Annotated in this window: 14 protein-coding genes; 11 read left to right on the top strand and 3 right to left on the bottom strand. The window is 68.5% G+C overall.

Annotated features, from left to right (window positions below):
• Nucleotides 1–38 precede the first annotated feature (38 nt).
• From FOE78_RS14355 to FOE78_RS24425, 4 genes are all read left to right on the top strand, one after another.
• The gene (locus tag FOE78_RS14355) at nt 39–413 is read left to right on the top strand and encodes a hypothetical protein (RefSeq protein ID WP_143986901.1); all 375 of its coding nucleotides are present in this window, start codon (nt 39–41) and stop codon (nt 411–413) included.
• A gap of 274 nt (nt 414–687) precedes the next feature.
• Entirely contained in the window at nt 688–1,245 is a 558-nt protein-coding gene (locus FOE78_RS14350; RefSeq protein ID WP_143986900.1) for a dihydrofolate reductase family protein, read from the top strand.
• Between the two features lie 44 nt (nt 1,246–1,289).
• Nucleotides 1,290–1,748 carry an NAD(P)/FAD-dependent oxidoreductase gene (locus tag FOE78_RS24430; RefSeq protein ID WP_210414592.1) on the top strand — a complete coding sequence of 153 codons (459 nt, stop codon included), beginning with the start codon at nt 1,290–1,292 and terminating at the stop codon, nt 1,746–1,748.
• The gene (locus FOE78_RS24425; protein ID WP_210415023.1) at nt 1,706–2,413 is read left to right on the top strand and encodes an NAD(P)/FAD-dependent oxidoreductase; all 708 of its coding nucleotides are present in this window, start codon (nt 1,706–1,708) and stop codon (nt 2,411–2,413) included. The genes FOE78_RS24430 and FOE78_RS24425 overlap by 43 nt, the downstream gene beginning before the upstream one ends.
• A 6-nt stretch (nt 2,414–2,419) precedes the next feature.
• On the opposite strand, the gene FOE78_RS14340 is transcribed toward FOE78_RS24425, so the two are convergent.
• Complete coding sequence (locus FOE78_RS14340; RefSeq protein ID WP_143986899.1) at nt 2,420–3,010, bottom strand: TetR/AcrR family transcriptional regulator; 591 nt, start codon at nt 3,008–3,010, stop codon at nt 2,420–2,422.
• A gap of 92 nt (nt 3,011–3,102) precedes the next feature.
• On the opposite strand from FOE78_RS14340, the gene FOE78_RS14335 reads away from it, so the two are divergent.
• The 6 genes from FOE78_RS14335 (at nt 3,103) to FOE78_RS14310 (ending at nt 10,382) form a co-directional block, all read left to right on the top strand.
• The gene (locus tag FOE78_RS14335; protein ID WP_210414591.1) at nt 3,103–3,480 is read left to right on the top strand and encodes a DUF6463 family protein; all 378 of its coding nucleotides are present in this window, start codon (nt 3,103–3,105) and stop codon (nt 3,478–3,480) included.
• A gap of 79 nt (nt 3,481–3,559) precedes the next feature.
• Nucleotides 3,560–4,348, top strand: coding sequence for a bifunctional 1-(5-phosphoribosyl)-5-((5-phosphoribosylamino)methylideneamino)imidazole-4-carboxamide isomerase/phosphoribosylanthranilate isomerase PriA (gene priA, locus FOE78_RS14330; protein ID WP_143988807.1), 789 nt, complete (start codon nt 3,560–3,562; stop codon nt 4,346–4,348).
• Entirely contained in the window at nt 4,345–6,765 is a 2,421-nt protein-coding gene (locus FOE78_RS14325) for an HAD-IB family hydrolase (RefSeq protein ID WP_143986898.1), read from the top strand. The genes priA and FOE78_RS14325 overlap by 4 nt, the downstream gene beginning before the upstream one ends.
• Nucleotides 6,766–6,818: 53 nt before the next feature.
• Nucleotides 6,819–8,396 carry a lactate racemase domain-containing protein gene (locus FOE78_RS14320; protein WP_143986897.1) on the top strand — a complete coding sequence of 526 codons (1,578 nt, stop codon included), beginning with the start codon at nt 6,819–6,821 and terminating at the stop codon, nt 8,394–8,396.
• Entirely contained in the window at nt 8,393–9,307 is a 915-nt protein-coding gene (locus FOE78_RS14315; RefSeq protein WP_143986896.1) for a lysophospholipid acyltransferase family protein, read from the top strand. The genes FOE78_RS14320 and FOE78_RS14315 overlap by 4 nt, the downstream gene beginning before the upstream one ends.
• A gap of 49 nt (nt 9,308–9,356) precedes the next feature.
• Nucleotides 9,357–10,382 (top strand): GNAT family N-acetyltransferase, encoded by a 1,026-nt coding sequence (locus FOE78_RS14310; RefSeq protein WP_168207523.1) that lies wholly within the window; start codon nt 9,357–9,359, stop codon nt 10,380–10,382.
• A gap of 174 nt (nt 10,383–10,556) precedes the next feature.
• Here the strand turns inward: FOE78_RS14310 and FOE78_RS14305 are convergent, their stop codons facing one another.
• The gene (locus tag FOE78_RS14305) at nt 10,557–11,186 is read right to left on the bottom strand and encodes a hypothetical protein (RefSeq protein ID WP_143986894.1); all 630 of its coding nucleotides are present in this window, start codon (nt 11,184–11,186) and stop codon (nt 10,557–10,559) included.
• 92 nt (nt 11,187–11,278) lie between these two features.
• Nucleotides 11,279–11,416, bottom strand: coding sequence for a hypothetical protein (locus tag FOE78_RS23640; protein WP_168207522.1), 138 nt, complete (start codon nt 11,414–11,416; stop codon nt 11,279–11,281).
• Between the two features lie 459 nt (nt 11,417–11,875).
• Between FOE78_RS23640 and FOE78_RS14300 the strand changes: the two genes are divergently transcribed.
• Nucleotides 11,876–12,661 (top strand): YebC/PmpR family DNA-binding transcriptional regulator, encoded by a 786-nt coding sequence (locus FOE78_RS14300; protein WP_143986893.1) that lies wholly within the window; start codon nt 11,876–11,878, stop codon nt 12,659–12,661.
• The last annotated feature ends 81 nt before the right edge of the window (nt 12,662–12,742 follow it).

Here is a 12,742-nt window from a genome sequence, read left to right as displayed (position 1 = left end):
TACCCGGGTGTCAAGCAATGCACGGACAAGGGGTAGTGATGGACGAGATTAGCATCCTCCGTAGTGATCTGGCCGATGCGGGCTACACAACCGAGCCACTTGGCGCGGCAGATGAATTCATGGTTGTTGGGTCCGATCTGTATCAGCCAGCTACCCTCGTGGCGTCTCCTGCTGGGTTGGAGGCTTATCTGACGTCGACGGAGGAGTCTGCTGTCGAGGCGCTCGGCCATCCGGACGAGCCCCGCAAGATGGCTCGCGGGTTGCTTGAGCTGAATCTGATCGAAATGTTTGAGAGCAAAATCGTCTACCGAATCGGTGTCGACAGATTCGGCGACTGGGTTGCAGAAAGCTCTCCTCGTCCTTTCGGCCCGATCTGGATCCAAATGGATCCTATGAGTGGCGAAATTGATTGACCAGTCGGTACCCGCCCGGCACCCAATTGGCCGCATCAGTGTTTGCATGTCGAACCTCATCGGAATCCAGACGACTCGTGCAAATGAATGGGCACGTTCCGAAGACGTCGAACGGCGAACAGCGCGGATCGTTTGAGCTTGCTGCACGATTCCCAGCCCGGCGGGCTGTGTCCGGCCGAGGCGCCTCGAACCTCCTACAGCGGCCGGCGTGGGTACTGGCGGCATGGTGTGATGACCGGATCCACCTGTAGACGCGGAACGAGGACGATCGAGCATGGCGAAGTTGATCTACTCGGCGATCACGTCGCTCGACCTGTACGTCGAAGACGCGGACGGAGGCTTCGACTGGGCGGCACCGGACGAAGAGGTGCATGCGTTCTTCAACGACCTCGAGCGGCCGATCGGCAGTTACCTCTACGGCCGGCGGATGTATCAGACGATGGTGTTCTGGGAGACCGTCGACACCACCGACGAACCGGCGGCGATGGGGGATTACGCCCAGTTGTGGCGGGCCGCGGACAAGATCGTCTTCTCTCGTAGCCTGCAGACCGTGGGTTCGGCCCGGACCCGGATCGAGACGGACTTCAACCTCGGGGCGATTCGCCGTTTGAAGCAGACGTCAGCCACCAACCTGAGCATCGGCGGCGCCGAACTGGCTGGGCAGGCGATCGCGGCGGGTCTGGTGGACGAGATCGGCCTGCTGATCCAGCCGATCCTGGTCGGCGGCGGCAAACCGGCCCTCCCCGCCAACGTCCGCAGCGGACTGGACCTGATCGAGGAACGCCGCTTCGACAGCGGCGTCGTCTATCTGCGGTACCGCGTCGGGCACTGAGCCCGGCGCAGCCGGACCGGTCCGCGACACGGCAGAATCTCGGCATGATCAATGTGGCAGGGTCCTCGACCGTGATCATCGGCGCCGGCGTGATCGGCGTCTCGACTGCGGTGCAGCTGGCGCGCCGGGGAGCAGACGTCACGCTCGTCACCGCAGGCGATCCGGCCGACGGCGCGTCCGGACGGTCGCTGGCCTGGCTCAACTCGGCCGCGCGGTCCGACGGGCCCTATCACCGGCTGCGGCTGTCGGGGCTGGACCGCTACCGGCGCTACGCCGCCGACCATCCCGAGGCCGAGGTCCACTTCACCGGAGCCCTGAACTGGGCCGGCCCGGGTGACTCGTACCGAGCTCGTCATGATCTTGAAACCTCAGCCGGCTACCCGAGTCGCTGGCTGAGTCCGGACGAGGTTGCCAGGGCGGTGCCCGGCGTTGATCCTGCGCGGTCGCGGACGAGGGCGCGATCTTCAACCCGGAGGACGGCTGGGTCGACCTGCCCGGCCTGATTTCCCTACTGCTGAAGGAATTCCTCGCCCTCGACGGTGCCGTGATCACCGGGGCCGGTGAGTGTCGGGTCGATCACGGCGACGGCAAGATCAGCGGTGTGATCACCGGCAACGGACGGCGGATCCGGGCCGATCGGGTGCTGCTGGCCGCCGGCGCGGGCACACCACAGCTGACCACCGAACTCGGCTTCGAATTGCCCGAGCAGAGCCCGATCGCAGCCCTGGTCCGAGCTCGGCCGGTGAGCGGCCCGACCGTGCTGCGGTCGGTGTTGAACACCCCGCGCGTGTCGATCCGGCCGACCCCGACCGGCGCGCTGGTGATGGACTCCGGCTGGTCGGAACGGGAGATCACCCGACTCCCCGGCGGGCGGTACGAGGTGCAGGACTCGATCGTCGACGGGCTGCTGACCGAGGCGCGTACGGTGCTGGCCGGCCATCCCGAGCTGGAGCTGCTCGGTGTCGGCCACGGCCCGAAGCCGATCCCCGCCGACGGTGAGCCGGTGCTCGGACCGCTGCCCGGGGTCGACGGCTGCTGGGTCGCCTTCACCCATTCCGGCGCAACCCTCGCACTGATCGCCGGCGAACTGCTGGCCGAGGAGATGATCACCCGAGTGCCGGACCCATTGCTTCAGACCTTCCGCCCGGACCGGTTCGCGGCAAACTGATCTGGGTCAGGTTGCCGTCGGCTCCAATCGCAGGACCGCGGACACTGCCGCCTGGACCATGTCGTCGATCCAGTCCGGGATCGGCTGGGCGTGGGCAATGAAGTCGCGGATCAACCCGTACGGGATCGCCTTCGCCGCGGTGTAGGCCCACGCCTGCAGCTGTGGATCGCGGGAGCCGAAGGTGGCCTCGACGGCGTCGCCGAAGGCGGCGTTCATCGCGTCGTTGACGTGCTGGAGGTCGTCCTGCAACTGGGCCGGGCCGATGCCGAGAAGTTGCTCGCGGTGGAACATCTTCATCGCCCGCGCCTCGGTCGGGTGCGCCCGGCAGTAACGGGACTGATGCAGCGCCGCCTGCACCAGCGGGTCGGGGGCCTGCAGCGCCTCGATCAGACCGACGTGGAATCGCTGGATCGACCGCAGCCAGAGCCGGGCCAGCAGCTCGTCGCGAGACGCGAACCGCAGGTAGATCGATCCGGTGTGAATGCCGGACTGGCGGCTGATCTGGGCGATGGTCGGTCGGGTGATCTGCGGATCGGCCAGCAGGTCACGGGTCGCGTCCAGGACCTGATCATCGGTAAATCGGCGGGGGCGCGGCACGCCCGCATCCTACGGCCGGTGTGTCCGGTCTCACCGGGGCCGGCGCCGATAACTGCTTGCCGAGAAGCGACTGGCGTGACAGGTTAATGAATATGAATTCAAAAACGCGTCCGATCGCCGGGATCATGATCATCGTGATCGGCGCAGCGCACACCACCCTCGGCATCGTCACCTGGATCTCGACCGGGCCCGAGCAGCGGACGGAGAACTTCTGGTTCACCGTGTTCGGCGTGTTGGCGATGGCGTTCGGGCTGGCCGTCGTCGAGCTCGAACGAGCGCGCGGCCAGCTACCGGTGCCGGTGCTGGCCGGGATCGCGGCGGTGATGCTGTTCGGGGTGATCGGATTCTCGCCGCTGTCCGGCTTCCTCAGCCTGGCGGTGCCGCTCGGGTTCGACCTGGCTCGCCGCCTCGTCCGCCGCCGGCATCGGCGGCTGTCGTCGTGGCGGTCCTCGGAGCGGGTGCACGGCTGACCGGCTTGCCGAGGCTGGTTCGCAGGGATGTACGAAGGTGAGTGCAGAGCGCTATCTCGGATAGGGTCTGCTGGTGCCCATGCCGAACGACAGCGCGCCCCGTACGCACACCGTGCAGCAGCCCCCGTTGGAACTGCTACCGGCCGTCGACGTCGCCGGCGGACAGGCGGTCCAGCTGGTCCAGGGCAAGGCCGGGAGTGAGAAGGTCTTCGGCGATCCGATCACCGCCGCTGCGCGCTGGGCCGAGGCCGGTGCCGAGTGGATCCACCTGGTCGACCTGGACGCGGCGTTCGGCCGGGGCAGCAACGCCGACGTGATCGCCCGGGTGATCACCGAGACCGCGAAGATCTCCGGCCTGCGCTTCGAACTGTCCGGCGGCATCCGCGACGACGCCGGCCTGGAACGGGCCCTGTCCACCGGCTGCGCCCGGGTCAACATCGGCACCGCCGCCCTGGAGCGGCCGCAATGGTGCGAGGCTGTGATCAAGCAGTACGGCGACCGGGTGGCGGTCGGACTGGACGTCCGCGGCGAGACCCTGGCCGCGCGCGGCTGGACCACCGAGGGCGGAAACGTGTACGAAATGCTGGAGCGGCTGGACGCTGTCGGCTGTGCCCGCTACGTGGTCACCGACGTCAACAGCGACGGCATGCTGAAGGGTCCGAACTACGACCTGCTGCGCTCGATCTGCGCCCGAACCGACAAGCCGGTGGTGGCCAGCGGCGGCATCTCCGCCCTGGACGACATCGCCGCGCTGCGGGATCTGGTCGGCATCGGCGTCGAGGGCGCCATCATCGGCACCGCGCTCTACGTCGGCAACTTCACCCTCTCCGATGCCCTGGCAATTGCAGCCCAGGATGGGGAACGATGAGCAGCGCACCGGCGGAGGCGTTCGGCACGCCGCTGCAGGGGGCGACCCAGGCCGAGCATCCGGCGCCGACGCTGGACGGTCGGCTGAAGGATCTGCTGGCCGGCAAGAAGATCATGCTCACCGGCGTCACCGGTTTCATCGGCGAACAGCTGCTGTGGAAGATTCTCAACGACCTGCCCGACACCACCGCCGCGGTGCTGGTCCGGCGCAAGGGCTCGGCCACCGCCCGGGCCCGCACGATCAGCGTGGTGAAGAAGAAGATCTTCAAAGACCTCGCCGAGCCGTACGGCGGTCCGGAGGGTCTCATCGACGCCCGGGTGGACGTGATCGAGGGCGACCTGCCCAACGTGCCGAAGTTGCCGACCGACCTCGACGTACTGATCCACTGCGCCGGTGACGTGTCCTTCGACCCGCCGATCGACCGCGCGTTCAACACCAACCTGATCGGCACCGGCGCACTGATCGACCGGTTCCTGGAGTCCTGCACCGGGCCGGACGGCGAGTTGACCCGGATGCCGCACTACGTGCACGTCTCCACCGCGTACACCGCCGGCCGTCGTCGTGGCGCGATCGGCGAGGCGCCGCATGCCCACGACATCGACTACGAGGCCGAGATGAAGGCCGGGCTGGCGATGGCGGCCGAGATCGAGAACGCCTCCCGGACCGCCGATCAGCTGACCAAGTTCCGCAAGGAGGCCGAGCGCGAGCATCGCGCCGCCGGCCATCTGATCACCGCCGCAGACACCGAACGCCGACGCAAGGAGTGGGTGGCCAAGCAGCTGGTCGACGCCGGCACCGAACGTGCCCGCTCGCTCGGCTGGACCGACGCGTACACCTTCACCAAGGCTCTCGGCGAGAAGCTGGTGGCCGAGAAGTGCGCCCACATCCGGGCCTCGATCGTCCGGCCGGCGATCGTCGAGTCGTCGATCAAGCATCCGTACCCGGGCTGGATCGAAGGCTTCAAGATGGCCGAGCCGATCATCCTGGCCTACGGCCGCGGCGAGCTGCCCGAATTCCCCGCCTCACCGGAGGCGATCTGCGACGTGGTGCCCTGCGACTACGTGGTGAACGCGACCATCGCGGTGGCCGCGACCGAGCCGCACGTCGGCGTCTGCGAGTACTACCACGTCTCCAGCGGCGCCCGGAATCCGCTCACCTTCCAGCAGTTCTACACCTACGTCAACGGCTACTTCACCGAGCATCCGTTGATCGCCGGCGAGCGGGGCGCACCGGCGTTGCCGCAGTGGCAGTTCCCCGGTGCGGCGTCGATCGAACGCTTCCTGTCCCGGTCCGAACGCGGGCACGCGATCGCCGACCGGATGATCAAGTTCGCACCAAGATCAGAACGCACCCGCAAGGCCGCCAAGGACCTTGATCGTTTTCGGTCCCGGATCGACTTCCTGCGGTCCTATCTGGGTCTCTACAACGAGTACGCCCAGTCCGAGCTGCACTTCGTCGACGACAACACGCTGCGGCTCACCCGCTCGCTGCACCCCGATGATCAAGACACGTTCAGCTTCGACACGGCCGACTTCGACTGGTACGAGTACATGCAGGAGCTGCACATCCCGTCGGTGGTGGCTCCGGTACGACGGCTGGAGGCGCTGCGTCGGCGTCGCGGCGCGCGGCCGACCACGTTCACCGATCTGAGCAAGAGCAGGGACGAGCCGGGTACGGTGCTGGCCGCTTTTGATCTTGACGGCACGGTGATGTCGACCAACGTGATCGAGCAGTACCTGTGGACCAAACTTCCTGATCTTGCTCCGATCGGTCGGGTCCGGGAGGCGGGTTCGATCCTGCGCAAGCTGCCCAGCTATCTGCGGGCCGAGCGGGTCGACCGGGGCATGTTCCTGCGGACGATCTACCGCCGCTACGCCGGCGCCGATCTGGCCGCGTTGGAGGAGTTCGTGGACACCCAGCTGGCCCGGGAGATCCTGTCCCGGCTGTCGCCGGACGCGGTCCGGCGGGCCCGGGAACATCGCGCGGCCGGGCACGCCACGGTGTTGATCACCGGTGCGATCCGTCCGCTGACCCGGCCACTGCAACCGCTGTTCGACGTGATCGTTGCCAGCGATCTGGCCACCGACGAGAACGGCGTCTGCACCGGCTTCCTGACCGGGCCGCCGATGGTCGGGGAGTCCCGCGCCGCCTGGCTGAACCACTACGCCACCCTGCACGGGATCGACCTGACCAAGAGCTACGCCTACGCCGACAGCCATTCCGACCTGGCCATGCTGTCGGTGGTCGGCCGCCCGGTGGTGGTCAGCCCGGACGTGCCGCTGATGCGGGCCGCCGCGGCCAACCAGTGGACCAGCGTGGAGTGGAAGATCCGCCCGCAGGACCCCCGCTGGAGCGGCACCTTCCTGCGGCGGGATCGCGATGTCGCACCTCCGCCGCAACTGGGCGGATCGGCATGATCAAGAAATCTGGCCCTGTGAGGGTGGCAATCCAATTGAGGGGAGACCGCTGAATGGCGCGCCCAGGCTTCGTACTCGAGGTTGACGACCGGACGCCACCGTTGTTGGTGGCCGACGGCCCGCGGGCTCGGCTGGAACGGTTCCCGCTCGGCACCGAGGTGGTCTACCCGGCCGAGTCACTGGCTCGGCTGGACGACCTGGTCGGCGCCATCGATCTGGCGTTGGCCGATCCGGAAGGCACCGAGCCGCTGGCCGCCCGGCTGCGGCCCGGGATGAAGCTGACCATCGCCTTCGACGACGTGGCCGCGACGCCGCCGCTGCGGACGCCGGACGTCCGCGGCCGGATCATCGAACGCGTCCTGATCCAGGCCGCGGCCGCGGGTGTGGACGACGTCGAGTTGATCTGCGCCAACGGGCTGAACCGGCGCAACACCGAGGCCGAGTTGCGGCAGCTGCTCGGCGAGCGGGTGTTCCGGTCCCTCTACGCCGACGGCAAACTGACCAACCACGACGCCGAGAACCGCGGCCGGCTGACCGTGCTGACGCCCGCATCCGAGGCCGGCTCCGACGCCGGCGCGGAGGTAGCGATCAACTCCCGAGTGGCCGAATCGGACCTGTTGGTGATGGTGCACCTGGTGCACGGCATCGGTCAGGGGGGTCTGCCCGGCGACGGGCTGGCGGCGGTGACCGCCGGTTTGGGATCGGTCGGCTCGATCCGCGCCGAACGTGGGCTGGATGCCGTGCTCAGCGGGTCCGCCGAGCATCGGCGCCGCGCTGGGGAGGCGGTTGCCGCCGCGGTCGACGTGTTCGCCGTCGAGGCGGTGCTCGACAACGACAACTACCCGTCGTCGGTCGACTTCCTCGGCAAGCGGGAGTGGGAGTGGAGCTGGTCGGCTCAGGCCAAGCTGCTCGGGCTGAGCCGGATCACCGCGCTCGCGCCGGCCCGTTACACCCGATTGCTGAACGCCCGGCTCGAATCCGGGTACGGCGTCACCCAGGTCACCGCCGGCGCGCCGGAGGCGGTGGCCGCTGCCAGCCGCAGCCGAGTGCTGGAGCAGCAGCAGGTCGAGGTGACCGGACAGGCCGACGTGCTGGTGCTCGGCGTGCCCGCCGCGACCCCGTACAGCGTGCAGTCGGTGACCGACCCGGTGCTCGCGGCCTGGCACGCGCTCGGCTTCAGCTACCAGTCGGCGACCGATCAGCCACTGGTCCGCGACGGCGGAGCGGTGATCGTCTACCACCCGCTGGCGCAGGACTTCAGCTCGCTGCATCATCCGGCCACCATCGACTTCTTCGCCGACGTGCTGCCGACCACCACCGACGCCGCGGAACTGGCCGAGCGGTTCGAGGACAAGTTCGCCGACGACCCGTGGTACGTCCAGCTCTACCGCACCTCGCAGGCCTTCCACGGGCTGCACCCGTTCCACCTGTGGTATCAGCTGGCGGCGGCGGTGCAGCGGCTCGGCGACGTGGTGTTCGTCGGCGCTGATCGCGGCAGCGCCGAACGGCTCGGTTTCCGCGCCGCGTCGACCCTGGCCGATGCGCTGGAGATCACCTCGGCCACCGTCGGCCGGACGCCGCGGATCCGCTATCTGCACACACCGCCGAACGCCCTCGGAGCGGTGACGTGACCTCGTCCGCACTGGATCGGGTGCTCGTACGGATCGGCCGGCCGGCTGCGGACTGGCCGCGCCGGCTGCCGATCCGGCTGGCCCGGCGGGCGCTGCACGCGATCGCGATCCGGCCGCTGCTGCATGCTGAGGTGCACCTCGACGTCGGCGGGCTGGAGGACGCTGCCGCTCTCTGCGGACCCGCGGTGATCGTCGCCAACCACGCCAGCCACCTGGACACGCCGCTGCTGCTGGATGCTCTGCCCGCCCGGCGGCGCGAACGGACCGGGGTCGCGGTCACCACCGACGACTCCTTCAGCTCGAGCTGGCAGGCGGCGGCCACGGCGATCGCATTCAACACGTTCGCCCAGGTCCGGTCGGGGCAGGTCCCGTCGGGCCGGAATCGCACCCAGACGCCGGCCGAGTTGCTGGCGGCGGGCTGGAGCGTGGTGATCTACCCCGAGGGCGGCCGTTCCACCGACGGTTATCTGGGTACTTTCGAGCTGGACGCGGCCGCATTGGCGATCGAGCACCGGGTCCCGGTGTTGCCCGTGGGAATTCGCGGCAGTTTCGCCGCGATGCCACGGGGACACGGGTGGCCTAGCCGGCAGGCCGGCCCGGCCGGCCGGACTCGTACCCGGATCAGCCTGCGCTTCGGCCCGGCGATGACGGCGGCCGCTGACGAGTCGGCGGAGGCGTTCACCGAGCGGATCCGTACGGTGGTCGCCGGATTGATCGCCGAGGACCGGGGCACCTGGTGGCAGACCCAGCGGGTGTTGAAAGGGCAGACGGCGGACACCGCAGCGCCGGGTGCCGCAGCGACGCAGCTGGAGCAGGCCGAACCGCCGCCGGGAAGCTGGCGCCGGATCTGGGAGCAGAGTCAGTCGCCGCGAGCTGGTGGACGTCGCCGGCGCGCGAAGATCTGGCGTTGAGGCTCAGCCGGGAACGTCCGGCTGAGGTATGGGAACGGGGCGATCACCAGTGGCACGATCAAGACCGGCGCCGCCCGCACTGGGCCGGGTCGACGGGGTCGACTGGTCGCCCCTTACCGAGGCCGAGCTGCCCGAGGTCAGTGGCCTGTTGACCGCGATCGAGCACTTCGACGATCCGGCCGAACGGCACACCCTGGAGGAGTTGCAGGAGGCGTTCGCCGAGTCCGCCGCCGACCCCGAGCACAACGCGCGGATCGGTCGCGATCGGGGCGGCGTCGTGGTCGCGTACGGCTGGGTGCATCCGTTCCCGGCCGACGTGAACCCGCGCCGGGTCTTCCTGGACGGCGGCGTACACCCGGGCTGGCGGCGCCGTGGCATCGGGCACGAGTTGCTGGACTGGGAGCTCGCCCGGGCGGCCGAATGGGATGCGCAGACCCGCAGCGCCGAGCACGGTCCGCTGCAGCTGACGGTGCCGGTGGAGGAGAAGTTCACCGATCGGGCCAAACTGGTCTGCGACCGCAAATTCTCCGCGGTCCGCTGGTTCGCCGACATGTCGCTGAAGTTCGAACAGCTCGACTCCGGGGTGCCCGCGGTGCCGCGGCTGCCGGGGATCCGGCTGGAACCGTTCCGGGTCACGGTCAGCGAACAGGTCCGGCAGGCGCACAACGAGGCGTTCGCCGACCACTGGGGATCGCAGCCGGTGCCGCAGGTCCGCTGGCAGGAGCGGCTGGCCGCCTCCTCGACGCGTACGGAGTGGTCCTGGGTCGCGCTCGACGACGCGTCCGGCGAGGTCGCCGGCTACGCGATGAACGCCGCCTATCCGCAGGACTGGGAGTTCCAGGGCTATCGCGAAGGCTGGACCGACCGGCTCGGGGTCCGCCGGAACTGGCGAAACCGCGGCATCGCCAAGGCCCTGCTGATCGCCTCCATGCGCTCGTTCGCCGATGCCGGGCTGGACGGTGCCGGGCTCGGCGTCGACACCGACAACCCAACCGGCGCGTTCGGTCTCTACACCCGCCTCGGCTACCACCGCGGCGAGACCCAGGTGATGTACGCCCGTATCGACAGCCCGTAGCGTGGATGGGGTCACCGCGGCACCCCGGTCACCGCCGAAACGCCGTACGCCGCGCGGATCCGCAGAGCCAGTGCACCCGAGTTCGGCCCGTACCGGCGCATTCACGCAGCGGATCCGCGCGATGATCGGCGTGTCGGCGCGGGTACGTCGCGTCGTCACCGGATCCCGGTGGATTCAGACCTCGGCGCCGGGAATCCTGCCGCGCCACCAGTCGGGAACGACAACGGTCCATTCGTCCCGGTTCGGATCTCGCGCGCAGCCGCGGCGATAACCATCCCGCAGCCGTCGGACCAGCGGGCGACGATCGGGGTTGGTGATGATGTTCAGGTCGAGGCTGTCGGTACGCACCACTGTCAGGTTCACCGACTCGAAGCGCTCCTCACGGACGTTGTCGACGTGGTGCTGCCGCCGGTCTCGATGCCCGTCGCCATCGAATTCCGACACCAGACCGGCATACGGATCGAAGAGGTCGGCGATGCCCAGAAAATCTTGTGTCGTAGAGAAGATCGGCACATTGATCCACGGCCCCGGCAACCCGGCCTCAAGCCGGTAACAGGCCCGCAGTCGAGTTTCCCAGGGACTGCGCACCCCGTACTCGGCATGATCAACAGCTTCCGCCGCCTGACCGACACCGGTCCGGCACCGGTGCTCAGTCAGACCGGCCCTGAGGTCGTCGATGGTGATCAACTTCGCGGCCGCCATCGCATCCAGGAACACCACCGCCTCTTCCAGCGAGTCGGCCCAGCGCGCGCCGTCGATCGCCGTCCTGACCGCGCCGGTCAGCCGCAGTCCGCCGCGCTCCACCGTGTCCTCAGACCGCAGTGACGATCGGTGATATCGAAGCTCGGAGGTCGAGCGCCGTCTCAGCTGTTCGCTCACGCAGTCGACCGGCTGCATCAGGCGCGTCCGCGCGTCCACCCGTCGAGCATCTCGGCGCCCAAGGCGTACGCGGCCGCCCAGCCGCCGATGACCGCATCCGACGGGAGCCGCGCTGCGGCGTCCACGATCCGCTGAGTGACGGTGAGCCGCTCCACGGCCGGCGCGTAGCGTCCCCGCTGACCCTGCGTAGGGCCGTACGGCGGCGTGAACCGCGCCCGATCCCGTAACGAGCCAGGTCGGCCGCGCTGACCGGACGGCGGGCGAGTTCGATCTCCTGATCGAACCGGGACGGGGGTGTCATCCGATCAGGATCGATGATCCTGGAGGAGACCCTGGCGCAGTCATCCACAGCCCATCCCGGGAGTCGAGCACGCCGTGATTGAGGGAGCCGGGCGGACACGCCGAGCGCCGAGGCGGATCTGCCGAGGGTATGCGTCGTAGCCGGCCAAGTTGGGCTGCATTGGCTCTGCGGATCCGTGCGTCACTCGGCGTGTCGAGCTGGAATGATCTGATCACCGGGAGTTCGGTAGGGCGGCAGGACCATGGATCCGCAGATTCGCTCCGGATGCGGGCGGATGTGTGCCTGGGGGCCTCCCGGATTAGACTCGGGGGCTATGTCAGGACACTCCAAATGGGCGACCACGAAGCACAAGAAGGCCGTGATCGATGCCAAGCGCGGCAAGCTGTTCGCCAAGCTGATCAAGAACATCGAGGTGGCGGCTCGCGTTGGTGGCGGTGATCCTGGCGGAAACCCGACGCTGTACGACGCCATCCAGAAGGCAAAGAAGAACTCCGTACCCAACGACAACATCGACCGCGCGGTCAAGCGCGGCTCCGGTGCCGAGGGCGGCGGCGCGGACTACGAGACGCTGATGTACGAGGCGTACGGTCCGGCCGGGATCGCGATGCTGATCGAGTGCCTGACCGACAACCGCAACCGTTCCGCCTCCGACGTCCGGGTCGCGGTCACCCGCAACGGCGGCACGATGGCCGACGCCGGCTCGACCGCGCGGATGTTCGACCGCAAGGGCGTGGTGGTGGTCGAGAAGGAGCAGAGCAGCGGCGAGGGTCGGGAGCAGACGACCCGGACGATCACCGAGGACGACCTGCTGGAGGCGACCCTGGACGCCGATCCCGAGGACGTCAACGATCTCGGCGAGTCGTTCGAGATCATCTGCGACCCGAACGACGTGGTGAAGGTCCGGACCGCGGTCCAGGACGCCGGCATCGACTACGAGTCCGCGGAGGTCTCGTTCGTCCCCTCCTTCACCCAGGAGATCGACGCGCCCACCGCGGAGAAGCTGTTCAAGATCATCGACGCGCTGGAGGACTCCGACGACGTGCAGAACGTCTACTCCAACTTCGACGCCTCCGACGAAGTGATGGCCGCCGCCGGCTGATCACCTCGCCGCACAGCACGACAGAAGGGGATGCTCCGAATCCGGGGCATCCCCTTCTGCTGTTGGGATCGCGAACGTCGA

It is taken from the genome of Microlunatus elymi, assembly GCF_007362775.1.
Taxonomy (GTDB): Bacteria; Actinomycetota; Actinomycetes; order Propionibacteriales; family Propionibacteriaceae; genus Microlunatus; species Microlunatus elymi.
Note: the sequence above shows the minus strand (reverse complement) of the source record. Positions and strands in the feature narration are given on the sequence as shown.

Coding starts and splice junctions, on each gene's coding strand:
- FOE78_RS24430 (WP_210414592.1), top strand. CDS start 1,290: ATGATCAATGTGGCAGGGTCCTCGACCGTGATCATCGGCGCCGGCGTG.
- FOE78_RS14300 (WP_143986893.1), top strand. CDS start 11,876: ATGTCAGGACACTCCAAATGGGCGACCACGAAGCACAAGAAGGCCGTG.
- FOE78_RS14355 (WP_143986901.1), top strand. CDS start 39: ATGGACGAGATTAGCATCCTCCGTAGTGATCTGGCCGATGCGGGCTAC.
- FOE78_RS14325 (WP_143986898.1), top strand. CDS start 4,345: ATGAGCAGCGCACCGGCGGAGGCGTTCGGCACGCCGCTGCAGGGGGCG.
- FOE78_RS14335 (WP_210414591.1), top strand. CDS start 3,103: ATGAATTCAAAAACGCGTCCGATCGCCGGGATCATGATCATCGTGATC.
- priA (WP_143988807.1), top strand. CDS start 3,560: ATGCCGAACGACAGCGCGCCCCGTACGCACACCGTGCAGCAGCCCCCG.
- FOE78_RS14320 (WP_143986897.1), top strand. CDS start 6,819: ATGGCGCGCCCAGGCTTCGTACTCGAGGTTGACGACCGGACGCCACCG.
- FOE78_RS14350 (WP_143986900.1), top strand. CDS start 688: ATGGCGAAGTTGATCTACTCGGCGATCACGTCGCTCGACCTGTACGTC.